At 33.6% G+C, this 22228-nt stretch carries 24 protein-coding genes and 1 pseudogene; 12 read left to right on the top strand and 13 right to left on the bottom strand.

Annotated elements, in window-relative coordinates; genetic code table 11:
* Positions 1-133 precede the first annotated feature (133 nt).
* The 5 genes and pseudogenes from OQK60_RS08570 (at position 134) to OQK60_RS08585 (ending at position 3516) form a co-directional block, all read left to right on the top strand.
* Complete coding sequence (locus tag OQK60_RS08570) at positions 134-1432, top strand: HAMP domain-containing sensor histidine kinase (protein ID WP_297686051.1); 1299 nt, start codon at positions 134-136, stop codon at positions 1430-1432.
* 113 nt (positions 1433-1545) lie between these two features.
* A complete protein-coding gene (locus OQK60_RS08575) occupies positions 1546-1833 on the top strand; it encodes a cytochrome C (RefSeq protein WP_297686053.1) in 288 nt (95 codons plus the stop codon).
* 186 nt (positions 1834-2019) lie between these two features.
* The gene (locus OQK60_RS08580; protein WP_297686054.1) at positions 2020-2322 is read left to right on the top strand and encodes a monooxygenase; all 303 of its coding nucleotides are present in this window, start codon (positions 2020-2022) and stop codon (positions 2320-2322) included.
* Between the two features lie 180 nt (positions 2323-2502).
* Positions 2503-2874 (top strand): annotated as a pseudogene (locus OQK60_RS11280) (sodium:calcium antiporter); the annotation flags it as partial.
* A 96-nt stretch (positions 2875-2970) separates the two neighbouring features.
* Positions 2971-3516, top strand: coding sequence for a hypothetical protein (locus tag OQK60_RS08585; RefSeq protein ID WP_297686056.1), 546 nt, complete (start codon positions 2971-2973; stop codon positions 3514-3516).
* A gap of 23 nt (positions 3517-3539) precedes the next feature.
* On the opposite strand, the gene serS is transcribed toward OQK60_RS08585, so the two are convergent.
* Positions 3540-4787 (bottom strand): serine--tRNA ligase, encoded by a 1248-nt coding sequence (gene serS / locus OQK60_RS08590; protein ID WP_297686058.1) that lies wholly within the window; start codon positions 4785-4787, stop codon positions 3540-3542.
* 133 nt (positions 4788-4920) lie between these two features.
* Here serS and OQK60_RS08595 point away from each other — a divergent pair, with 133 nt between their 5' ends.
* Positions 4921-7359 carry a GGDEF and EAL domain-containing protein gene (locus OQK60_RS08595; RefSeq protein ID WP_297686060.1) on the top strand — a complete coding sequence of 813 codons (2439 nt, stop codon included), beginning with the start codon at positions 4921-4923 and terminating at the stop codon, positions 7357-7359.
* A 7-nt stretch (positions 7360-7366) separates the two neighbouring features.
* Here the strand turns inward: OQK60_RS08595 and OQK60_RS08600 are convergent, their stop codons facing one another.
* A complete protein-coding gene (locus tag OQK60_RS08600; protein ID WP_297686062.1) occupies positions 7367-8278 on the bottom strand; it encodes a methylenetetrahydrofolate reductase in 912 nt (303 codons plus the stop codon).
* Between the two features lie 54 nt (positions 8279-8332).
* Between OQK60_RS08600 and serB the strand changes: the two genes are divergently transcribed.
* Positions 8333-8956 (top strand): phosphoserine phosphatase SerB, encoded by a 624-nt coding sequence (serB, locus tag OQK60_RS08605; RefSeq protein ID WP_297686064.1) that lies wholly within the window; start codon positions 8333-8335, stop codon positions 8954-8956.
* A 9-nt stretch (positions 8957-8965) separates the two neighbouring features.
* On the top strand, positions 8966-9280 hold the full coding sequence (locus OQK60_RS08610) for a hypothetical protein (protein WP_297686066.1): 315 nt from the start codon (positions 8966-8968) through the stop codon (positions 9278-9280).
* Position 9281: 1 nt separating this feature from the next.
* Here OQK60_RS08610 and OQK60_RS08615 read toward each other — a convergent pair whose 3' ends face one another.
* Positions 9282-10994 carry a hypothetical protein gene (locus OQK60_RS08615; RefSeq protein ID WP_297686068.1) on the bottom strand — a complete coding sequence of 571 codons (1713 nt, stop codon included), beginning with the start codon at positions 10992-10994 and terminating at the stop codon, positions 9282-9284.
* A 183-nt stretch (positions 10995-11177) separates the two neighbouring features.
* Positions 11178-11798: an outer membrane beta-barrel protein gene (locus OQK60_RS08620; RefSeq protein ID WP_297686070.1), complete on the bottom strand. Its 621-nt coding sequence runs from the start codon at positions 11796-11798 to the stop codon at positions 11178-11180.
* Between the two features lie 97 nt (positions 11799-11895).
* Here OQK60_RS08620 and OQK60_RS08625 point away from each other — a divergent pair, with 97 nt between their 5' ends.
* Positions 11896-12165 (top strand): helix-turn-helix transcriptional regulator, encoded by a 270-nt coding sequence (locus tag OQK60_RS08625; RefSeq protein WP_297686071.1) that lies wholly within the window; start codon positions 11896-11898, stop codon positions 12163-12165.
* Between the two features lie 174 nt (positions 12166-12339).
* On the opposite strand, the gene rpsR is transcribed toward OQK60_RS08625, so the two are convergent.
* The 3 genes from rpsR to rpsF are packed head-to-tail and all read right to left on the bottom strand — an operon-like array spanning position 12340 to position 13637.
* Positions 12340-12603, bottom strand: a complete 264-nt coding sequence (gene rpsR, locus OQK60_RS08630; RefSeq protein ID WP_297686072.1) for a 30S ribosomal protein S18 — start codon at positions 12601-12603, stop codon at positions 12340-12342.
* 24 nt (positions 12604-12627) lie between these two features.
* The gene (locus OQK60_RS08635) at positions 12628-13158 is read right to left on the bottom strand and encodes a single-stranded DNA-binding protein (protein ID WP_297686074.1); all 531 of its coding nucleotides are present in this window, start codon (positions 13156-13158) and stop codon (positions 12628-12630) included.
* A gap of 32 nt (positions 13159-13190) precedes the next feature.
* Positions 13191-13637: a 30S ribosomal protein S6 gene (rpsF, locus tag OQK60_RS08640; RefSeq protein ID WP_297686076.1), complete on the bottom strand. Its 447-nt coding sequence runs from the start codon at positions 13635-13637 to the stop codon at positions 13191-13193.
* Between the two features lie 278 nt (positions 13638-13915).
* Between rpsF and OQK60_RS08645 the strand changes: the two genes are divergently transcribed.
* On the top strand, positions 13916-14938 hold the full coding sequence (locus tag OQK60_RS08645) for a divergent polysaccharide deacetylase family protein (protein WP_297686078.1): 1023 nt from the start codon (positions 13916-13918) through the stop codon (positions 14936-14938).
* 1 nt (position 14939) lies between these two features.
* On the top strand, positions 14940-15716 hold the full coding sequence (locus OQK60_RS08650) for a DNA-processing protein DprA (RefSeq protein ID WP_297686080.1): 777 nt from the start codon (positions 14940-14942) through the stop codon (positions 15714-15716).
* Here the strand turns inward: OQK60_RS08650 and queA are convergent.
* The 4 genes from queA to hemW are packed head-to-tail and all read right to left on the bottom strand — an operon-like array spanning position 15711 to position 19107.
* The gene (queA, locus tag OQK60_RS08655; protein WP_297686081.1) at positions 15711-16739 is read right to left on the bottom strand and encodes a tRNA preQ1(34) S-adenosylmethionine ribosyltransferase-isomerase QueA; all 1029 of its coding nucleotides are present in this window, start codon (positions 16737-16739) and stop codon (positions 15711-15713) included. The genes OQK60_RS08650 and queA overlap by 6 nt on opposite strands.
* 18 nt (positions 16740-16757) lie before the next feature.
* Entirely contained in the window at positions 16758-17579 is an 822-nt protein-coding gene (gene tatC / locus OQK60_RS08660; RefSeq protein WP_297686082.1) for a twin-arginine translocase subunit TatC, read from the bottom strand.
* Positions 17572-18000: a Sec-independent protein translocase protein TatB gene (tatB, locus tag OQK60_RS08665; protein WP_297686083.1), complete on the bottom strand. Its 429-nt coding sequence runs from the start codon at positions 17998-18000 to the stop codon at positions 17572-17574. Before tatB ends, tatC begins: the two co-directional genes overlap by 8 nt.
* Positions 18001-18054: 54 nt before the next feature.
* Entirely contained in the window at positions 18055-19107 is a 1053-nt protein-coding gene (gene hemW / locus OQK60_RS08670; RefSeq protein ID WP_297686085.1) for a radical SAM family heme chaperone HemW, read from the bottom strand.
* Between the two features lie 120 nt (positions 19108-19227).
* Between hemW and OQK60_RS08675 the strand changes: the two genes are divergently transcribed.
* Complete coding sequence (locus tag OQK60_RS08675) at positions 19228-20589, top strand: EAL domain-containing protein (RefSeq protein ID WP_297686087.1); 1362 nt, start codon at positions 19228-19230, stop codon at positions 20587-20589.
* Between the two features lie 5 nt (positions 20590-20594).
* Here the strand turns inward: OQK60_RS08675 and OQK60_RS08680 are convergent, their stop codons facing one another.
* Together OQK60_RS08680 and OQK60_RS08685 are read right to left on the bottom strand one after the other, a co-directional pair.
* A complete protein-coding gene (locus tag OQK60_RS08680) occupies positions 20595-21710 on the bottom strand; it encodes a methyl-accepting chemotaxis protein (protein ID WP_297686089.1) in 1116 nt (371 codons plus the stop codon).
* A gap of 10 nt (positions 21711-21720) precedes the next feature.
* Entirely contained in the window at positions 21721-22104 is a 384-nt protein-coding gene (locus tag OQK60_RS08685) for a PAS domain-containing protein (protein ID WP_297686091.1), read from the bottom strand.
* Positions 22105-22228 lie beyond the last annotated feature (124 nt).

Genomic DNA, 22228 nt, shown 5'->3' on the forward strand with positions numbered 1-22228 from the left:
CCAATATACAGGCACTTCTATGTTGTGTTGTATTATACTATACATGATTAGTTACTTTAGAAAAGTTTCTTTTGTAATAAGCTTTAAAAATGTATACTTCTTTAAATACTAAATTTTCAACCAAAAGGTTACTGTGTATAAAAAACAAAATTCTTTTTATACTGATTTTTTTGTAAGTGGTCATGATTTTGACAAGAGTGAAGTGCTTTTAAAATTCCAATATCAGGTGCTAAATACAGTTTTAGTTGTAATGGCGGTATTTACTTTTATTTTTGCTTTTTTAAGTTCTTTGGGTCTTAATCCACTTGGTGAAATACAAACAGTAGTCAATTATCTTTTGGTCGTTAGTGCCATTGTACTAATTATTAGACTGCGGGGACCAAAAACGCGCTATCTTCAAACTGCATATTTTATGTATGGGGCGGCATTTGTTGATTTTTTATCTGCACTAATGTTTGTGCCGCACGATGAGTTTCGTATGATCTGGTTTTATTTGCTAGTATTTGCCGCCTACATCACAGGAGGTGTCCGTGCGGGTAATATTATTACTGTAGTGTCAATTATAACTATCCTTGCTACTAACCTTTTTTATGAACTTAATCTATCTCAGACAGCTGTTGTCAGTTCAATTTTAGGACTGATTATAACGGGACTTTTTATTCGTGCATATACTAAAAAGATTGTTGACTTTGAGAAAGAGATTACAGAGCATGAAAGTCTTATGATAGCACAGTCTCGTTTTGCTGCGATGGGTGAGATGATGAGTATGATTGCTCATCAATGGCGTCAACCTTTATCTACAACAACGCTTATGATTACAGAGACAAGAATAAAGTTTATGCTCGCCGGTAAAGAACCAAATGAGTATGATAAGACACTCGATAATATTTCTGACACTATGATGTATCTCTCAGAGACAATAGATGACTTTCAATCTTATTTTAAACCTCAAAAAACTTCCCAGAGTATATTTATTGGTGAAATATTAGAGCGTGTAAAAAATTTGATAGAAACACGACTCTCTTTAGCTAAAGTAAAACTACATATAAAGCAGTGCGAGAACGAACCTATAGAAATATATGTAAATGAACTTGTTCAGGTGTTGATAAATATTCTTAACAATGCTATTGACATATTAGAAGAAAGAAATGTTACCAAGCGTCACATCTGGATCAATGTTAGTTGTGATGAAAATAATGTATATGTTACTGTAGAGGATAATGCCGGTGGAATAGAGACTGAGATAATGGATAAGGTTTTTGAGCCATACTTTAGTCACAAGTCTAAAAATGGCACGGGCTTAGGATTATATATGGCAAAAATGATTATAGAAAAACATATGAATGGAAATGTAGGCGTTGGTAACACTACAAAGGGTGCTTTATTTAGTATTGTTTTGCCAAAAAAAACAGTAAATACACCCCCACTGTAAAGTATTTAGTGAGTAGCTGCTATATTTTTTTCTTATAATACTTGATGTTCGTCAAGTTTAATTATCATTTAATATACTATGATTTTCCTTATCTAAATTTCAAAGGATGTTAAATGAAGAAAATTGTTACTGGGATTGTTGTTGCTTTAACTGCAACTACTACTTTAATGGCTGGCGTAAATGCAGCTGCTTGTACAGGTTGTCACGGTGCTGATTGGAGCAAAAAAGCTCTAGGTAAGTCTTTAAATGTTGCTGAGATGACTAAAGCAGATATTGCTGCTGCACTTATTGGTTACAAAGATGGTTCATATGGTAGAGAAATGAAGGGAATGATGAAAGGTCAAGTTGCAAAATACTCTGACGCTGATTTAGAAGCTTTCGCACAAACTATCGGTAAATAATTTTACTCGAATTGCCTTTTGTGGCAATTCAAAACTCCTCCGCAATATTTAAAATCTAAACTTAATAAATCTAAATTTTACTTAACATAAAACTTTTAAAATTTATGACTATCAATAAACATAAATGTTAAGATTCAAAATGACTTCTACATGTCACAATTTTTCAAAATAAAAAGGATTGAAAGTATGCAATACTTACTACAAGTAGATTTTCCACATAATGGACCGTTTGGTGACGAATTAACTACAGCAATGAGCGAGCTAGCAAAAGACATAGCGACTGAGTCAGGACTAATTTCTAAGTTATGGACAGAAAATGAAAGTGAAAAAGAAGCAGGTGGAATTTATCTTTTTAATAACTTAGAAGATGCAGAGCGTTATTTAAAAAAACACACTGATCGTTTAACATCATTTGGATATGAAAATATTCGAGGTAAAATTTTTCTTGTTAATGAAGCATTGAGTAAGCTATCTCTTCCTAAGCATTAATTTAATAGTAAAATTACATCAATTAGGTAGTTGATTCTAGCTATTTACTAAAAATAATCTATAAAAATATAAGGAATTAAAAGAAAAAATGAAGTAAAATAGATAAAAGGAAAGAATCATGTCAATAGTGCTTAATAAAATATTTAAAGTATTCGCTTGACAGATTTTGCTAATTGGCCTTTGGCTTTTATAGTAACGGCTTTTGCTATGCTTGCAGCGATTATCGGATGGTTTGGTGTGAAGATGACCAAAACTGCTCGTGACCTTGCCCACAGTACCGGTCTGGGAGAAGCACTTATGGGGGCATTGTTTATTGGAGCATCAACATCTTTATCCGGTATAACATTGTCTGTATCAGCAGCATCTGCAGGATACGCAGAGCTGGCTGTAAGTAATGGTTTGGGAGGTATCGCTGCTCAAACCGCATTTCTTGCCTTAGCAGATATTGCTTACCGGCGTGCAAATTTGGAGCATGCGGCTGCATCAGCTGAAAATTTATTTATGTCGGCTTTTCTTCTTGCCTTGTTGTGCATCCATGCAGTAGCACTGTCGTTTCCGGTTGTTAGTATCTTTGGCATACATCCTGCTACAATAATTTTGGTGATCTTTTATCTCTTTGGTATACATCTTTTAGCTAGGACGCACGACATGCCGATGTGGCTCCCTAGAAAGACGAAAGATACACCGCTAGAACCTTCGAATCAGAGTCGCAGTGAAAACCGTCACCTTTGGAGACTCTGGCTAAACTTCGCCGGCTATGCAGCTATTGTTGCTTTGGCCGGTTGGTCTTTATCTCAGCTAGCAGTACCTCTGGGAGAAAAAACCGGTTTATCACACGGTGTCGTCGGAGGTGTATTTACTGCTGTCTCCACATCAATTCCTGAACTTGTAGTAGCCATTACCGCAGTTCGTATGGGAGCTTTAAATTTAGCGGTTGGTGATATTATCGGCGGTAATGCATTCGATACTCTTTTTATTGCTGCATCTGATGTTGCTTATCGAGAAGGCTCAATCTACGCTGTTATGACAAATATTGAGCAGTTTTGGCTGGCTAACTCTATGCTGATGACAAGCGTGCTTCTTTTGGGTCTTATATATCGTCAACGCTATGGACCGGGGAATATCGGCTTGGAAAGCGTTACTCTTCTCGTGTTGTACTTTGGTGGAGTGGTAATTATATCTATAGTTGGATAGTGCAACTTGTGCCGATAAAAAGATTAGAAAATATAAGGTTTTAAAACTTCAGGAATCGTTATGCTTCCATCTTCGTTTTGATTATTTTCCATGATAGCTACAAGAGTTCTGCCAACGGCTAAAGCAGAGCCGTTTAGTGTGTGCACAAAAGAGTTTTTCTTACCGTCTTTGTAACGGATTTTAGCTCGTCTTGCTTGAAATTCTCTAGTGTTAGAGATAGAGCTTATTTCACGGTATGTATTTTGCCCAGGTAACCAAACTTCAATATCAACTGTGTATGCTGCACTGAAACCCAAGTCTCCTGTACAAAGTGTTACAAGGCGGTGAGGAAGTTCAAGTGCAGTTAAAATATCAGATGCACATGTAACCATATCATTGAAAATCTCTTCACTCTGCTGGGGTTTTGCAATTGATACGAGTTCAACTTTATGAAACTGGTGTTGTCTAATCATACCTCTTGTATCACGCCCGGCTGCACCTGCTTCTTTTCTAAAACATGATGTGTATGCTGTCATTTTTATAGGCAGCTTATCTTCACTTAGTATCTCATCTTGGAAAAGATTAGTTAAAGGAACTTCGGCAGTTGGGATTAAAAACAGCTCTTGGTCTTGCATTTTGTATAAATCATCTTCAAATTTTGGAAGTTGTCCTGTGCCTTCTAGTGCGGCTCTGTTGACAAGTGCCGGAACGCTAACCTCGTCAAAGCCTCTTTTAGAGTTAAAGTTAAGCATAAAGTTAATAAGTGCACGCTCAAGTTTCGCACCCATGCCAAAAGAGACACTAAAGCGGCTAGTCGCAAGTTTTACACCTCGTTCAAAGTCAATCCAACCATTTTGCTCGGCAAGCTCCCAATGTTCTTTAGGAGTAAAGCCAAACTCTTTTGGAGTAAGAACTTTTTTTATCTCTACATTGTCATCTTCATCTTCACCATCTGGAACACTGTCGTCTGGCATATTTGGAATTGCCATTGCAAGAGTTTCTAACTCCTCTTGTGCAGTTCTTTGAATATCTAGAGCCTCTGTTATTTTGATTTTATTTGCATCGACTTTAGCTTTAAGTTCACTAATGTCTTTGCCTTCTCTTTTATAGATACCAAAATCTTTACTCATAGAGTTTTGAGCTGCTTGAAGTGTTTCAAATTCTGTCTTTGCAAGTTTTAATTTTTCATTTTTTTCTTTTAAAGTCTTTATAAGTGTCGTATCAACACCTTTGCGAGCCAGCTTTGCGCTAATAGCATCAAAATCTTTTTGTAATAGTTTTAAATCAATCATAATATTCCCAGTAAATAATTATCGTGATTATATCAAAATATAATAAAGCAAAGCTACTTAATAAGTTTAAATATTTTGTGATAAAAATATGATAAAATACAAAATAAAATATGATATTTGAAAGACTTTATAAATGGATTTACCACAAGAGATGCTTAAAAATGAAATGATTCTTGATTCACTAGAGCAGAATATTTTTATTAAAGATGTTAACTCTGTATTTCTTTATGTAAACGCTTCTCTTGCTGATTTTATGGGTTTGAATGCGTCTGAAATAATAGGTAAAAATGATTATGATTTTTTTCCTAAAGAATTAGCACAAAAATATCGTAGTGATGATGCAGAGCTTTTTGGCAGCCAAAAGTCTATCAATGTTGAAGAAGAGATTTTTGTAGATAATAAAAAAAGAATTATACGAACTATTAAAAAACCACTATATGTAGATGGCAAGATTATAGCTTTAATCGGTCTTTTTTGGGATATCACAAAAGAAAAAGAACAAGAGCTTAAATTTAAAAAACTTCAATCAGGACTAAATAAAGCACAACAGCTTGCCAACATAGGTCATTGGGAATTAGACTTGGTAAATAACAGCTTATATTGGTCTGATGAGGTTTACCGTATTTTTGGTCTTGAACCGCAGGAGTTCGGCGCTACATATGAAGCTTTTTTAAATTATATTCATCCTGATGACCTTGAGCTGGTTAATGATAGTTATACAAATTCATTTGAGAAAAAGCATGGATATCATGTTGAACATCGTATTATCCGTAAAAATGGTGAAATCGGCTTTGTTGAAGAGAGATGCGAACATGAGTTTGATAAAGATGGAAATCCAATAAGATCAATTGGCACAGTCCATGATATAACTAAACAAAAAATTGCACAGAATGAACTTCTTTTAGCCTCTGCAGTTTTTGAGAAAATGAGTGACGGTGTACTTATCACGGATGCAAATGAGCAAATTATTACCATAAATAGTGCATTTACTAAAATATCTGGATATGACATTGAAGAGATTATAGGTAAAAAACCAAATATGTTAAGCTCTGGATGGCATGATGATATCTTTTATGGAGCGTTGTGGCATGATGTTAATAAAAAGGGTCACTGGGAAGGCGAGATTATTGATCGTAAAAAAAATGGAGAATTATATACAGCAGAGTCAAGAATAATTGCTTTGCGTAACGATGATGGAATATTGACAAACTATATCTCTATAATAAGCGACATAAGTGAGAAAAAACAGCAAGAAGAGCTGATTCATAATCTTGCTTACTTCGATTCTCTTACAGAACTTCCAAACAGAGTCTTGTTTGAAGAGCGTTTTGTTAGCAGAATACCGACACTTAAACGCAATAATAAAAAAGCTGCTTTAATTTTCATAGATATGGATAATTTTAAAAATATAAATGATACTCTTGGACATCTCACAGGGGATAAATTTCTGGTAGAAGTTTCAAAAACCATCCAAGGAGTCATTCGTGAAGAAGATACTTTTGCAAGACTCGGCGGAGATGAGTTTACAATTATGCTAGAGGGTATAGACTCGGCTATAGATGTGGTTCCTGTCGTAGAAAAGATTATCAATTCATTTAATAAACCAATATTAGTCGATGGTAAAAAACTTTATACCGGGGCTAGTATCGGTATAAGTATTTATCCTGATGATGCTACAAGTTATGAAGAACTCGTTAAAATGGCTGATACAGCGATGTACCAAGTAAAAGATAGTGGAAAAAACAGCTATAAATTTTACTCTCAATCAATGAATGATAAGATAACTGAACGATTGTTAATAGAAAATGATTTGCGCAATGCAATCAATAATAACGAGCTTTTTTTAGAGTATCAACCGCAAATAAGTCTTGAGACAAAGTCTGTGTATGGGATGGAAGCACTCGTGCGATGGAATCACCCAGAAATAGGGCTTATTAGACCTGATCAATTTATAGGTATATCTGAAGAGACCGGACAGATATCAAAGATAGGGCTTTGGGTAGCAAAACAAGCTATAAGTGATACTAAAAAATTACATGAAACCGGGCAAAAGTTAATTGTGTCTATTAATGTATCAAGCAAACAGTTAGAAGATGAATCTTTCGTGGATGATATATGTAATATCGCTGATGAAATTGGTTTAGATAAAAGTTATATTGATTTGGAGATTACAGAGAGTCATCTAATGAATAACATAGAGATATCATTAGTTATATTAAAAGAGCTAGATGCTAAAGGTTTTAAGCTGTCTATTGATGATTTTGGAACAGGTTATTCATCTTTAAGTTATCTTAAAAAACTGCCTGTAAAGACTATAAAAATAGATCGTAGTTTTGTACTCGATATTGATACAGATGAGGACGACCGTTCAATTGTTGGTACAATTATAGCAATGGCTAGAGCTTTAGGTAAAGATGTCATAGCTGAAGGGTCTGAAACACAAGAACATGTTGACACCTTAAAGTTTTTACATTGCCGTAAGGTACAAGGTTATTTCTTCAGCAGACCATTTCCTATCGAGAAATTTAAAGAGTTTATTCGTGATTTTAAATGTGAAGATAAATCAGTATAGATTTTATCTATACTAATATATCTTTAGCTATTTGAAACTGATTTGCTGTCATTAGGTGGATTTTTGGATGAATCTCTTTTAAATCATCAAAAAGTTTTTTGCTTAGTTCAAATCCAACTCTGTACTCTTCCTCGGCTCCTTTTTCATTTGCAACTCTAAGAGCTTCTATCCAATGAATGGGAACATTTATCCCTGGTACATGTGCAGAAAGAAATTGAGCAGTACGAAGTTTTGTAATGGGAAAAATACCCAATACAAGTTCAGCACTTTTATTTTCATTACAACACTCTTTGTTTGCCAAGTCACAAAGTTCTAGAAGTTGCTTAGCGCTCTGGTTATCATAAACCGGTTGAGTTATGATGCCCAAAGCACCGTGTTTTATCTTTTTTTGCATCTTCTTTTGAAGTGTTTTAGGGTTTTTTGCATAAGAGTTCACTACAGCAAAAGGATAAAGTGTTTCAGGCTTAACGCTTAGAGGTTTTCCCGCATAATCCATACCATGATTAAAAGCAGATATAATCTCTAGTAAAAGTGTGCTGTCAGCTTCAAATACACCCTTTGCATGAGGTTGGTCAGATATAGTTGCCGGATCACCGGTAAGTGCTAAAATAGCTCTTATGTCTACTTCATTAGCACCAAGAAGGTCAGACTGAAGGGCAATTTTATTTCTGTCTCTCATACTCATGGTCGCAATAACGGGTTTGTTAAATCTCTCTTGTAACATTTTTGCAGCAAAGAGAGAATTGTACTTTAGTTTTGCTAAAGGATTATCCGTAGTACTAAAGCCATCTACTAATTTATCCAGTCCTAATTCTGCTATTTTATCTATTATTGGAGAAAAAACAGGAGAGTGTCCCGGTGTAGTCTCAAGTGTGATATATATATCGTTTTTTAATTTATTTATTAGTTCATCAAACAAAAATCATCCTAAGTGGGTATAATTGCGACATTATAACTAAAGTGAGTAATATACATGTTGAAATTAGCTGTTTTTGATTTTGATTCTACGCTTATGGATGGCGAGACTATTGATTTTTTTGCCGAGGAGCTTGGTATCGGTGAAAAAGTTGCCGCGATAACAGAAGAGGCTATGAGCGGTAGACTTGATTTTTTTGAATCTCTTCAGCAGAGAGTTGGACTTTTAAAAGGTCTAGATTATAGTGTAGTGGAAAAAATCAGCCACAATCTTCCTTACATGCCCGGTGCTGTTGAAACGATAGCAGAGCTTAAAAAAAGGGGCATGACAGTGGTATGTTTTAGCGGCGGTTTTAGAACGGCGACTACTCATGCAAAAGATATTTTAGGGTATGATGCAGATTTTTCAAACGCTCTACATGTAAAAGATGGAAAACTTACCGGTCTTGTTGGTGGAGATATGATGTTTAACTTCTCAAAAGGCGACATGTTGACTAGACTTCAAAGTATTTTAGGCGTTAGTGAAGAGGAGACTTTAGTGTGTGGTGATGGTGCAAATGATTTAAGTATGTTTGCTCATGCTGGAACTAGAGTCGCTTTTTGCGCAAGAGAGATTTTGGCAAAAGAAGCAAATATAATTATAGAAGAAAAAGATTTAACAAAAATATTAGAAAAGATATAGGGAGAAAATGTGTTAGAGAACTCAGTTTGGAGACAGTATAACAGCGAGAATAATTTCAGGCAAATGTGTGCAAGATTTTGTAAGATGGATATAGCAAGTCTTATAGAAGATGATAAAATTCTTTATGCTGTTTTAAAAGCTAAACTTACAAAAAAAGAGTTGAGACTTTTTGCTATGGATAGCGCTCAATTAGACAATGATGAGATTAAAGCTGCTTTTGAGTATAGTGATGAAGATTTAGAAAAAGCAAAATTTAAATTATATAAAAAGTTAAAGCAAGACAAGGTGCGCCTTGATTTTAGAGCATCTAGCATTGAAGAATAAACTACTTTAGAATAATCTTAAAAGAGACCCTTCTTGATTTCTCTCTATCTTCTTTCTCATTAAACATCTGTTTTTTTGAGAAGCCAAGACCGCTTCCTTTTACCACATTTGAAAGCCACTCTTTAGTAATGCTGTCTTGATTTTTAAATATAAATGCAAGTGTGCTATATGATCGGTTCATAGATAGTTTTTCATTTTTTAAAAACGAATTTGTAAAGTCAGTTGTACCCCATTCGCTTGAAGTATGTCCACTGACTTCGAGGGTGTTTATATGCTCTTTATTTACATGTAGAAGCGGTAAAAGCTTTTTACTAAAGTCTTGTAAAAATATTTTTTGTTCACTGTTTAGTTCATATTGTCCAGTTTTAAAATACAAAGACTCGTCAATAAAACTAATCGATAAATCTTCTTTAATAGTGATTGATTTATTAGCTATTTCTTCTTTAAAAACTTCAGTTAACTTTTTATACATACTAGCAGAATTGGGAGCTATCTGCATCATTGAGATATCTCTGTTTAGTTGCACAATCCACATGTTAGATTCTTGAGATTCATTATTTGTATATACACCAACTGCCGCAGCTTGGGAGTTGTGAAGTATTGTTACAGCGTTAAATACATCGTAGTTCTCATCACCATAATGTTCTTGTCTTAGCATATTTAGATTATTGTCCAGCTGCATAACAAGACCATCTGTGTTGAAAGTATCTTTAACATAACCAACACCGATTAGTTTAGAATCTGAGTACTCTTTGATATCTTTTAATGCACTGCTGTATGTTGTATGAATAATTTTATCATTTAAAATATTTCTTTGTAAATCAAATTTGATAAGTCTTATCTGTTCTTTATCTATTTCATCTTGCTGTGACAAAGAAGCAATAAAATTACCATCTCTTAATTTTATAACTTTATATGGAGTAACATATTTTTCATTTTTGTAGTGTTTTAGCCAAATCTTATCGCCATTTTGCGTGACTCTCATCAATGTAATATTTTTAAACTTATCATAATTTGTCTGGCTTAGAACAACTATAGAGCCGTCATTGGCTTCAACTGCGTCAATCCCCGTATCATCATACTCTGTTCCATATTTTTTGCTCCAAAGTTTAGTGCCATCTTTTGAAAATCTACTGATATATATATCTTTTAAGCCAAGACCGGTTTCAAATAAATTATCATTATATGATCTTGTTGTCACGGATGAGCCGATTGCTAAGACTCCGCCATCTCGAAGTAGTATAAGATTTTGCATTATATTATTGTTGTCTGTTCCAAATGTTCTTGTAAAGATTATATTTCCATTTGAGTCCAGCTTTAAAATAAGTAAAGAACCATCTAGCGTATAACCACCTATAAAGTAACCGTTTGCTGGTGTTTTTACTACAGCTACTGCTTCGTTAAAATTTGAAAGATTAACAGATTTTCTAAGAGTAACTTCTGCTTTGTTGTTTAGTTTTATAAGATGAACTTGAGAGCCGACGGTGTTAGAAAGACTTGCTAAATAATCAAAAGCATTTGAGTAAGTAGAGCCTGTTTTTTGTGAGGAAGTTTTATAGTTTTTAGTAAATCCAACAGCTGTTATAGAACGATCATAATCTTGTGCAACATCAAGCAGTGCATCATTAAATGGTTCATTTATTACAACAGAGAAGTCAGTTGTTTTTGCATAAAGTGAAGCAGTTAGTAGAATAATGGCTAAAATATAGTTCATATGAATACTTTTTTACTACTCTTATAGCAATAAATATTCCTAAACTTTGGAATGAAAATCATACAAGATTATATAGATATTTTGTAGGTTTGAATTGTAAGATAAAACATGTTTCAGTTAATGATTTAGAATTTAAAATATAAAAAAGCAAGAAAACAGGAAACTTGCTTTTTTAGTTTTTTGTTAAAATTTGTAGTTCACACCAACATAAGCTCTTGTCATGTTTTCTAGCTCAAGATAAGCACTTGCATTTGTTAAAACAACATTATCATAAGTACCAGATACAGTTGGAGTAGTAGGTTTTGAATCCATATCAGAATAAGAAACACCTACTTCAAGTTCAATGTTTTTATTTATACTATATAACAAACCAGCTTGAATTCCATACATAATGCTACTATCGTCAAAACCAAGAGCTTCATAATCACTTTGTCCTATATGTGCTCCAACATAAACATTCATATCATTATTAACATCTATTAGATAATCATAATTCAATGTCATAATATCCAACTCAGTTTTTATACCTTCCATATCTGGTTCAAGCTGTGTATAATATGCATAAATACGGTGTGTTTTATCTAATATTACACCAGCCTTAATACCAACTGATGCATCCGAATCATCTGCACTAGCAGAAAGATTTGAATAATCAACTCCATCAATTGTAGCTGTACCAGTAAACCCAACTTTTGTATCTACTTTTGCACTAGTAGCATCTAATCCTACAAATACTTGTGTATCTAACGCCATTACTGAAGTTCCTGCTATTAATAAAGCAGTTGCAAGTAAACTTTTTTTCATTTTAAACCTTTAAGAATTTTCTAACTAGTAATTACTAGTTGATAGAAATAGTATAACACTCTAAAATGCAATTCACTAATATTTAGGTGGATTTATAATGCGAAGCATTGAAGAGTTACCATTAGAAACAATGAATAACTTTCATAAACAAATTGGGTTAAATGTTAAAAAATATAGAAATAAGAAAGGCTATACTCAACTTCAATTATCACAAGCTCTTGGTCATAAATCTGTTGGTTTAGTATCTCAAGCAGAGTTGTACCTTAAAAAACAGCATTTCAATCTTGAACACTTATATAAAATAGCATTTATTTTGGAATGCGATATATCAGATTTAATCCCTCAAACATTGCAAAATAAATCTTAAATTATCTCTATATAAATAAAATAGTAGTTGTATTAATACACAAAAGGTCGTGTAATTAAATACTTGGTTACATATAGTTATAGCGATGATAAATTGAATGTATCTATAAAAGTAGTAGGAAAGTTTGAAAAGTAGTTGTTGGTATAAGTCCCCAATTAAGGAGACTAATAAAACCTATCTTAGGTTTTCAAATGGTGCAGTTACAACTGCTTTACGAGTAACAGTATATGGAACTAATGCCGCAGCACGAGCTCTTTTGATAACTGTTGATATCATGTCTTGGTGACGCTTACAGTTACCTGTTAAACGACGAGGCATGATTTTATATCTTTCTGAAAGTGAAAAGCGTAATGCTCCCACATCTTTGTAATCCATAAAATCTACTTTTGCTTCACAATATTTACAAAATCTTTTTTTGTATTTTCTTCTTTCTGCCATGTTATTTCCTTTTGTTATTTATTTCTAAAATGGAATTTCATCTTCATCAATGTCGATTACTGGAACAGAGTTACTACTTGGCATCTGCTGACTTTGTGTGTTAGCTTGATACTGTTGAGCAGCTGGCTTTTGGTAGCTTTGCGGCTGTTGATAACTTTGCTGTTGTTGAGGTTGATTCTGTCCGTCTTGACCTTGAGGTGCTTGGTAATTGTTACCGCCGCCTTGGTTGTCACTTTTAGAATCAAGCATTTGCATAGTCTCTACAACTACAGAGTGCTTAGAGCGCTTCTGTCCATTTTGGTCTACCCATTGGTCAAAGTTAAGTCTACCTTCTACTAGGATTTTACTCCCTTTACGAAGATATTGGTTAGCAATCTCTGCACTTCTTGCAAAGAATGTAATATCTACAAAACAAACTTCCTCTTTTTTCTCACCATTGCTAGTGAATTTACGGCTTGTTGCAATAGCAGTATTTGCTATGCCCATTCCGCCTTGAGAGTATCTAAGTTCAATATCGCGAGTTAAGTTTCCAACCAAAATAACTTTGTTATACATGAATTTTCCTTATTTGTTTAGGCTGTTGCCAATTACTCTGCTGCTGGTGCTACAGCTTCTTCAGCTGCTGCTTCTGCAACCGGTGCTTCTGCTTGTGCAGCTGGTGCTTCAGTTTTTACTTCTTCTTTTGCAGGTGTTTCAGATTTTTTCTGAGCTTTTTGCACTAGTTTATTGAAAGCGATAACTTCACGGTTTGTATCATATTTGATAGTTACAAAACGAAGAAGATCTTCGTTGATACGAAATCGTCTTTCAATCTCTGTAATTGCTGAAGGAGCAACTGTGTAATAAATAACATGGAAATAACCACGCTCATTTTTATCAATTGGGTATGCTAATTTTCTCATTCCCATTGCGTCTGTTACAGCGATTTCGCCGCCATTTGAAGTAATAATATCTTCGATAGCTTTAACGCTAGCTTGAATTTCTTCTGCTGTTAATGTTGGTTTTACGATTACTAGGTTTTCGTAATTTCTCATAGAGTATAATCTCCCTTTGGTATTTTGCCCATTACTAAATAGTGCAAGGCTTTTGTTTCCCTTTCGGATATAGACATATCATCAAAATTTAATGATACAAAGAGAAAGGAACTCGGGATTATACAAAAACTATACTTAATCAGTAATTATAATTTAATTTATGTCTTGGTTAAAGTTAAAGCTTGAGTTAGATGGATACAAAAAATAGTATGTCAATATGCAATGTAATTGCGTCTGTTTTTTATTTTAGATATAGTTTTATAATCAATGGAGAAAGAATGCCAAAAAGAAAAAATAGTAAGTCAAAAAAAAGTTCAAATATTTTATTATATACAGCGTGGTCATTAGCAATAGTCGCAGCAATGCTTGTGGCACTTGTTGGAGGATATTATATAGGTTATGAACATGCCAAAAAAGATATATCGAGTAAAGATCAAAGTAAAGAGAAAAAAAGACTCTCTATGCTTAAAAAGCTTGAAGAAGCAAGCCTTAAAAAAGAAAAAGATGTAAGCGACAGATTAAAAGATGTACTTAAAAAGAGAAATACAGAGACTCTAACAGATGGCGAAAAGGCTTCAAGCCTGATAGGTGCTGCACATGAGTATGATATCAGCACTTTACCAAAAGCACCAAAGCGAGATATTAAAATAACCTCTAGCAAACCAAAACTTGCAATTATTTTGGATGATGTGAGTGTAAAGTCACATGTCAATGCGATAAAAAGCCTGAATTTGCCTATTACAATGTCTTTTCTGCCTCCAAGCGAGTTTAGACCAAATTCTCATATTTTAGCGGCAAAAGAAAATTTTTATATGGTTCATTTACCAATGGAAGCTGAAAATTTCACAAAAGAAGAACCGTTTACTTTGAGAATTAAAGATTCTCAAAAAGAGATAAGCCAAAGAATTGAAAAAATAAAAAAACTGTTTCCGAAGGTGCAATATATAAATAATCACACCGGCAGTAAATTTACATCAGATGAGTTGGCAGTTAATAAACTTATTTATGCATTGCAAAAACAACATATAAACTTTATAGACAGCAGAACTATCGCAACAACCAAGGTTCCTGCCGTCATGAAAAATTATGGAATGAAATATATGGCAAGAGATGTTTTTATAGACCATGAAATGGACAAAGCGTATATAAAATCACAGATTAAAAAAGCTGTTAAAATTGCCAAAGCTCATGGAAGTGCTATAGCTATCGGACATCCACATGCTAACACCATAATGGCTCTAAGTGAATCAAAAAAACTGTTTAAAGATGTAGAACTAGTGCTGGTAAACAGGCTTTATTAAAATGAATATAGTTCAAGAGAAAATCACTGAACTCTCATCAATGAAAAATTACCCTGATGAACTTTTTTATGATGGCAATCTTGAACTTTTAAAAAGAGTAAAAATATCAATAGTAGGAAGCAGAAAACCATCTAAATACTCCCGTTTAATGATTCAAAAACTCTCATCTTCTTTGTCAAAAGCCGGAGTTTGTATCGTAAGCGGAGGTGCTATGGGAATTGATGCCGTAGCTCACTCGGGAGCGGGCGCATCAAACACTATAGCTGTACTTCCATGTGGGGTCAATGTAAGGTATCCCTTAGTAAACAAAAACCTTTTAAACGATATACAAAAGAGTGGTCTATTGCTTAGTCAATTTGATGCAGATTTTAAAGTCACTTCTTGGAGTTTTGTAGTTAGAAATGAGCTTGTTGTTGCTCTTGGAGATGTGCTGGTTGTGGGAGAAGCCGAGTTAAATAGCGGAACCATGAGAAGTGTAGAATTTGCACTAAAAATGCAAAAAGAGATTTTTGTACTTCCGCAGAGACTAGGCGAGAGTGAAGCAACTAATAGGTTGGTAAAAGAGAACAAAGCAAAAGTGATTTATGATATCGATGAGTTTGTTTCAAGGTTTACAACATGTAATGATGAGCTACATGTAGAAGATGAATTTTTAAATTATTGCAGTACAAATCCAACTTACGATGAGGCTTTAAAGAAATTTCCAGATAAGATTTTTGAAGCTGAATTAAGCGGTGAAATTATTATTCAAAATGGAAGGATATTATCTAACCTATAATATTAACATTGCATCACCATAAGAGTAAAACCTGTATTTATTCTCAATGGCTATTTTATAAAGTTCTTGAGCCTTATCTACACCTACAAAAGATGCTACGAGCATCAGCAAGGTTGATTTTGGCAAGTGAAAATTTGTAAGCAGATGATTGACTCTTAGCGGTTTGTTATTTGGGTGTAAAAAGAGGTTTGCTTCTCCTCTTTGTTTGTCCTTATGTCTTGCGTAAAATTCTATGGTTCTTGTTGATGTTGTTCCAACGCTGAGTATGGGTATATCGGAGTCAAGCAGTTTTTTGGCTTTGTCTGATATGTCATAATACTCAGAGTGCATTGGATGGTCAGTTATAGTTTCACACTCAACGGGTTTGAATGTACCGCTTCCTACATGTAGAGTCACATAAGCATGTGGATGTTTGTCACAGATTCGTTTGTGTTGTTCATCTGTAAAGTGTAAAGAGGCGGTTGGTGCAGCGACCGCACCGGCATTTTGAGCAAATACACTCTGGTACTCGCTTTCATCATCTTTGTTATCTTCTCTTTGTATATATGGCGGCAGAGGAACATGCCCGATTTTATCTAAAACAGGTAAAACATCTTCAAATCTTGCAAGTTTTTTATCAATATAAAAATGCACAACTCTGCTTCCGTCATCGTTTAACTCTTGTACAACTGCAACTAAGTTTTCATCAAAAATAACTTCACTGCCAATTTTCACTTTTCCTCTAATATAAACATTTACATCATGTGCATTTAGGGCTCTGTTTATCAAAAGTTCGATTTTACCGCCACTTGGTTTTTTACCAAATAGTCTGGCTTTTATAACTTTTGTATCGTTAAATATCAGAGCACAACCTTGGGGGATAAAAGTTTCTAAATCAGAAAATATTGCATGTGTTATTTCATCTGTTTTACGATTGTAGACTAAAAGTTTTGCAGAGTCTCTTGGAGAGGCTGGATGTGTTGCTATGAGTTCACTTGGAAGCGTAAAGTCATAGCTTGATGTAAGAAGTTCTTTATTTGTCACTGTCGTTTAGTTATTAAACTAATCTTGCTTAGATTCTTGGAGTCTATTGACTTCTGAATCTTCTTTGGATTCGTTGTCATCTTCTTCATCTTCTTCTTCAAGCGGAGGAGCCGGATTTACCAATCTTACTATAAGTATAGAAAATCCATAAAGAATAATAAGCGGTCCGGCCATAAGTAGTTGAGTTAAAACATCCGGAGGAGTTAAAAGTGCCGCAACAATGAAGATTATAATTACTGCATACTTGAAAAAATCTCTCATCATTCTGTCGTCAATCATACCAAGAAGTGCTAAAAAGTATGCAAATATAGGTAGCTCAAAAGCTATACCAAATCCGAACATAATCTTTGTAAAAAAGCCGACATAATCTTCTATGTTTATAAGAGGAGTAAACTTGAAACTACCAAAGGTAATGAGAAAATCAAACCCAAATGGGGTAACAATATAGTAAGCAAATAAAACACCAACCCCAAACATTGTTGTTCCGCCAAGAATAAAAGGGATAATCATCTTTTTTTCATTTGCGTAAAGTGCCGGAGCTATAAACATCCAAATTTGAGCAAGTATAATAGGTAGAGCCCCTATGATAGCAGCAAAAAATGAAACTTTAAGAGCAACAAAGAATGCTCCTCCAACCTGAGAAGTTGTCACCATACCATCAGCAGCATGAACAGACTTTTTACCTACCTCTGCAAGTGCAACATTTAGCGGTTCTACCATCCATGCTAAAATAATTTCATGAAAGTAAAACATTACAAAAAACATAACAATAAGACTGGCAACCGAGATAGCTAATCTTTTTCTTAGTTCAATTAAGTGTGGTTTTATATCATCAAACATCTTTGTTGTCTTCTTCTGTTTTATTGGCTATTTCACTCTTTTTTTTCTTTTTAAGAGTTACTTCATCTGGTTTATTTTTTGGTGAGTCTGTGTCTTTTTTAGGTTTATCGAAGAATCCATCATCTTCAAATGTGTCATCTTCAAGTGAAGTTAGTTTTGCAGCCATCTGTTTTACATCAGTTGCACTTTTTATTTGATCACCGGCATGAAGCAACTCTTTTTTATATGCGAGAGCTTCCTCTTTTATATCTTTAACATTTAACTCTTCTTCTAAAGATTCTTTCATAGTTCCAAGAGTGTTTTTAGCACTTCTAAAAAACTTTGCTATTTCTACCATAGCACTTGGCAGCTTATCTGGACCAAGAAATAAAATGGCGATAACAGCAATAATCATTATCTCGGTAAAACCCATACCAAACATAAAATATCCTCTAATTTATAATAAAAATAAGATTCTATCTAAAGAATAATTAAACTATGATATAAACAGAGCAATCTCGTCTGCTAAAAGATAGTCATCATTATAAAAAGTATCATTTTTTAAAGTTAGTTTTTTTTCTTTGACTAATAGTTGGGCTTTTTTTAACTCGTCTTTATTTAAAATATCTCCCTTTATTCCAACGCAAGAGCGAAGACCTAGAAAAATTTGTTCAATTTTTTTGTCTTCTTCGCTTAAGATTTCAGTTTTAATATCAAGAGGATTTTTTATATAATCTTCCACAATGCCTGTCGGGTAAAATCTCTTTAAATCAAGTTTTCCGACTGCACCGCTTCCTAAACCGATATAGTCTTTATACTTCCAGTAACCAAGGTTGTGTATGCTTTGATATGTTCCAAAATTACTGATCTCGTATTGCATAAACTTATGCTCTTTGATAGTGTTAAAAAGCCATGTAGTCAACTCAAGAGTCTCTTTTGACATGTAAGGCTTTGACTCAAATGGAGTTCCCTCTTCAATGGTTAAAGCATAAGCACTGAGATGATTTATAGGCAGAGAAAAAGCAGTGTTTATATCCTTTTGTAAAAGCTCTTTTGTATCACCTAAAGTAGCGTATATCAGATCTAGTGAGATGTTTTCAAAACCAAGCTTTTTTGCATTTAAAACCGCTTCTCTTGCCTGTTCTTTAGTATGAGCGCGGTTAAGAAGTTTGAGTTTGTCTTTATCAAAACTCTGCACCCCAAAACTTATGCGATTGACACCAAGCTTTTGCATTTCCTTTAGCCATTGTAAAGTTGCACTGTTTGGATTTGCCTCACTTGTAATCTCAATCCCCTCAGCTAAGTAAGGTTTTAACATGTCAAATAAAGGTTTATAAAGTATTGGTTCTACGGTGGACGGTGTTCCTCCGCCAATAAACAGAGACTCTATCTCTTGATGCTTCGTATCAAATCTCTTTAGCTCGTAATTCAGCTGAGTTATTATGGCTGACATGTACTCTTCTTTTAGATGAAATTTATCAACATATGAGTTAAAAGCACAGTATGAGCATTTGGAGTCACAAAAAGGTATATGTATATATAGTAGCATTGTGAAATTATAGCCATTTAGTAATTAATAATGATAATACAAACAATTTTTAAGTTATATATGATAAAGTTAATATAAAGTTTTATTATATTTTATACTTACTGTGAGTGGAGAGCTTATTTGTTAGAATTCGATAAATGTATAGATAAATTAAAAAACATATATATCAATGGCAGCGATACCAAAAAAAATAAAATCATCAAAGTATTAAATAAACTATCTGTTGATGTTGCTGATGAGGATGACCTTGTTCTAAGCCTGAACGGGATAGATATTATAACAATGCTGCCTAACAGAGAAGCGCTTTTAAGCGACCTTCAAGTGCAAAAAGATGAATCAATGTTAATGTTTCTTCATAATAATCAAATGGCTGCATTACAAGAGCTTTATGGAATGGAAATAGTAAAAAAGATTATTATTGATAAAGCACAAAAATTAGAAAATATTGTGTCAAATGAAGAAGTTAGTGTCTACCATATAAACATACAAAAGTTTGCTATATTGGTAAAGAAAAAGTCACTATTTGATAAATATTTGTCAGTTCTTGAGTATTCAATATTCAACAATATTGATGATTTTATGTATAAGTCTGATGATGGCGAGAGGATTATATCGGATTTTACGGTAGGAATAGCATACGGCAAGGATGAGCTGTTTAATCATGCCAATATCGCACTTCAAGAAGCTATTGTAGCCAAAAAAAAATATAATATTTTTAAGAGTGATGAATACTCTAAAGAGGTAAGTAAAGCTGCACTACAAAGGCTTGATGTATATAAAAATGCTCTTCATAGCGGAAGTATAGTTCCATATTTTCAACCAATATTTGATATAGAAAATAATTCTATTTTGAAGTATGAAGCACTTGCAAGAATAATAACACAAGATGGTGAAGTAGTTACACCGGATAAATTTTTAACATCCGCCATAGAAGATAAGACTTTTGAGTTTTTTACAAGACAGATGATGCAAAAAGTCTTTAATATTTACGATAAAACACATGTAGAAATCTCCATAAACATAACATATGAAAATATCAACTCTGCGGATATGCTTGGTTATATTAAAAATAGACTAGATAAATATGGTGGAGATAGAATCACATTTGAGATAGTAGAAACACAAGAGATACAAGACTATAATGTACTTAAAGATTTTATAGTTATGGTAAAGATGTATGGAGCTAAAGTGTCTATAGACGATTTTGGTTCAGGGTATTCAAACTTTACAAATATAATCAGATTAAATATCGATTTTATCAAGATAGACGGCACCCTTATACAAGAGTTATTTGAAGATGCAAAAGTGCGTCATATGGTAGAAGGGTTGATAAAATATTCAAAAAATATAAATGTTAAAACAATTGCAGAGTTTGTAAGCTCCAAAGAACTCTCAGATGAGGTCAAACGAATGGGTGTTGATTATGTCCAAGGTTACCATCATGGCAAACCAAAAAGTGCTAAGTTTTACGGCTTAGAATAAATGGATTATTTAGTTAATCCACTTAAAGTTTTAATGATTTCATCCATTTTATGGTTCATCTGATTTACTTCTTCACTTACATCATTTACTTCTTTAGCATTTGATGTCAGCGAAGAAGCACTGTCTGCAATCGACTGAATTAAAACATTTGTAGTTGTAGTAGTTTCAGCCAAACTTTTTTGTGTGCGCTCTGCAAGTTTTCTTACTTCATCTGCAACAACAGCAAATCCGCGACCATGTTCACCTGCTCTTGCTGCTTCGATAGCTGCATTTAGAGCCAATAGATTTGTCTGCTCTGCAATATCTCCAATAGTTGCTAAAATCTCTTTAGTCTCATTGGCATTTGTAACAAGACTTTGAAGACTATCAACCATCTCGTTTTCTCTCTCAGAAACATTATGTATGCGATTAACTGTAGAACTTATCATATCTTTAAGCTCAATAATCGTAGTGTCGGTAATATCGCTGATAGTATCGTTTAATTTATTTGAAGTTTCTTGAATATGAGCTTGAGTGTCTTTATTTGTCTGTTGCATATTTTGAAGTGATTCACCAAGAGAGTTGATGTTGTTAAGTAAGTCTGCCATTTTTGCTTCAACATGAACTTCACTTCTTGAATTGAAATCTCCTTTAGAGAAGTTTTGAAGGGTATTGATTGCAACATCAAGGTTTTTTTCTGATGATGCCAGCATATTGTTCATGCTGTTTCTTAGAACATGAACATATGGTGTTTTAGAGTCTGCTGAAACTCTACATGTATAGTGTCCTTTTGAAACTTTGTCAGCTAAAAGAACCATCTCCCCTGCAACTTTTGTATCTTCAATTACAGACTCTTGGTAGCTTGTAACAATTTTGTTGAAGTTTATTTCTGCAATATCAGTAGAGTTTTCGTTGATACTTACTTTATTTCTATTAAACTCCATCATATCTATTAGCTCTAATCTTTTGTTGTTTAATAAATCTGAGTTACTTGAAACTGCTTTTAGATTCATAGCAATTGTGACCAAAAAAGCCACTATTGCTAAAGCAGCATGAATTATTGTAGAGTCGGTAAAAAACAGTGATGCTAGTAAAACAACAAAAACTATTGAAATTGTGATATTTTTTTGTAAAGTATTCATACTATTGTCCCTAATTTAATGTTTTATAAAGTGCTTGAGCTTCTGTTATTTCTTCTTCAGAAGGCTTTCTTCTACACGACATGTAAGTTTTTTCTTTTGTTGCTTCATCATACATTGGATAAACAGTTGCATATACCCAGTAGTAACCGCCGTCTTTAGTGCGGTTTTTTACATATCCGTCCCAGACTTTACCACTTTTTACAGTTTCCCATAAAGATTTAAAAGCAGCTTTTGGCATGTCTGGATGTCTAACAATATTATGTTGTTTGCCGACTAGTTCATCAAGCGAATATCCGGCAACTTTGCAAAAGTCATCATTTGCAAACAAAATAATGCCTTTTTCATTCGTTTGTGAAACTAAAAAATCGTCAGATTTTAATTTGTATTCAGTCATAATAAGTATCTTCCTATCATAGTTTAGTAAATAAAGTTTTGTACTATAAAAAAATTAGCATTAAATTGTCTTTATATTATGTAATTAAAAATAATATATGACTTGAAATGAATTATTTTATACA

The organism is Sulfurimonas sp., from assembly GCF_026196735.1.
In the GTDB taxonomy this organism is placed as follows: Bacteria; Campylobacterota; Campylobacteria; order Campylobacterales; family Sulfurimonadaceae; genus Sulfurimonas.

What these genes read in the sequence shown, in the direction of transcription:
- OQK60_RS08680 (WP_297686089.1), bottom strand. Translation starts at nt 21,710, where the DNA reads ATGAATACTTTACAAAAAAATATCACAATTTCAATAGTTTTTGTTGTT.
- OQK60_RS08685 (WP_297686091.1), bottom strand. Translation starts at nt 22,104, where the DNA reads ATGACTGAATACAAATTAAAATCTGACGATTTTTTAGTTTCACAAACG.
- OQK60_RS08615 (WP_297686068.1), bottom strand. Translation starts at nt 10,994, where the DNA reads ATGAACTATATTTTAGCCATTATTCTACTAACTGCTTCACTTTATGCA.
- OQK60_RS08645 (WP_297686078.1), top strand. Translation starts at nt 13,916, where the DNA reads ATGCCAAAAAGAAAAAATAGTAAGTCAAAAAAAAGTTCAAATATTTTA.
- rpsF (WP_297686076.1), bottom strand. Translation starts at nt 13,637, where the DNA reads ATGAGAAATTACGAAAACCTAGTAATCGTAAAACCAACATTAACAGCA.
- OQK60_RS08635 (WP_297686074.1), bottom strand. Translation starts at nt 13,158, where the DNA reads ATGTATAACAAAGTTATTTTGGTTGGAAACTTAACTCGCGATATTGAA.
- hemW (WP_297686085.1), bottom strand. Translation starts at nt 19,107, where the DNA reads ATGCTACTATATATACATATACCTTTTTGTGACTCCAAATGCTCATAC.
- OQK60_RS08585 (WP_297686056.1), top strand. Translation starts at nt 2,971, where the DNA reads ATGCCGATGTGGCTCCCTAGAAAGACGAAAGATACACCGCTAGAACCT.
- tatB (WP_297686083.1), bottom strand. Translation starts at nt 18,000, where the DNA reads ATGTTTGGTATGGGTTTTACCGAGATAATGATTATTGCTGTTATCGCC.
- OQK60_RS08575 (WP_297686053.1), top strand. Translation starts at nt 1,546, where the DNA reads ATGAAGAAAATTGTTACTGGGATTGTTGTTGCTTTAACTGCAACTACT.
- tatC (WP_297686082.1), bottom strand. Translation starts at nt 17,579, where the DNA reads ATGTTTGATGATATAAAACCACACTTAATTGAACTAAGAAAAAGATTA.
- serB (WP_297686064.1), top strand. Translation starts at nt 8,333, where the DNA reads ATGTTGAAATTAGCTGTTTTTGATTTTGATTCTACGCTTATGGATGGC.
- OQK60_RS08650 (WP_297686080.1), top strand. Translation starts at nt 14,940, where the DNA reads ATGAATATAGTTCAAGAGAAAATCACTGAACTCTCATCAATGAAAAAT.
- OQK60_RS08625 (WP_297686071.1), top strand. Translation starts at nt 11,896, where the DNA reads ATGCGAAGCATTGAAGAGTTACCATTAGAAACAATGAATAACTTTCAT.
- rpsR (WP_297686072.1), bottom strand. Translation starts at nt 12,603, where the DNA reads ATGGCAGAAAGAAGAAAATACAAAAAAAGATTTTGTAAATATTGTGAA.
- serS (WP_297686058.1), bottom strand. Translation starts at nt 4,787, where the DNA reads ATGATTGATTTAAAACTATTACAAAAAGATTTTGATGCTATTAGCGCA.
- OQK60_RS08620 (WP_297686070.1), bottom strand. Translation starts at nt 11,798, where the DNA reads ATGAAAAAAAGTTTACTTGCAACTGCTTTATTAATAGCAGGAACTTCA.
- OQK60_RS08595 (WP_297686060.1), top strand. Translation starts at nt 4,921, where the DNA reads ATGGATTTACCACAAGAGATGCTTAAAAATGAAATGATTCTTGATTCA.
- OQK60_RS08580 (WP_297686054.1), top strand. Translation starts at nt 2,020, where the DNA reads ATGCAATACTTACTACAAGTAGATTTTCCACATAATGGACCGTTTGGT.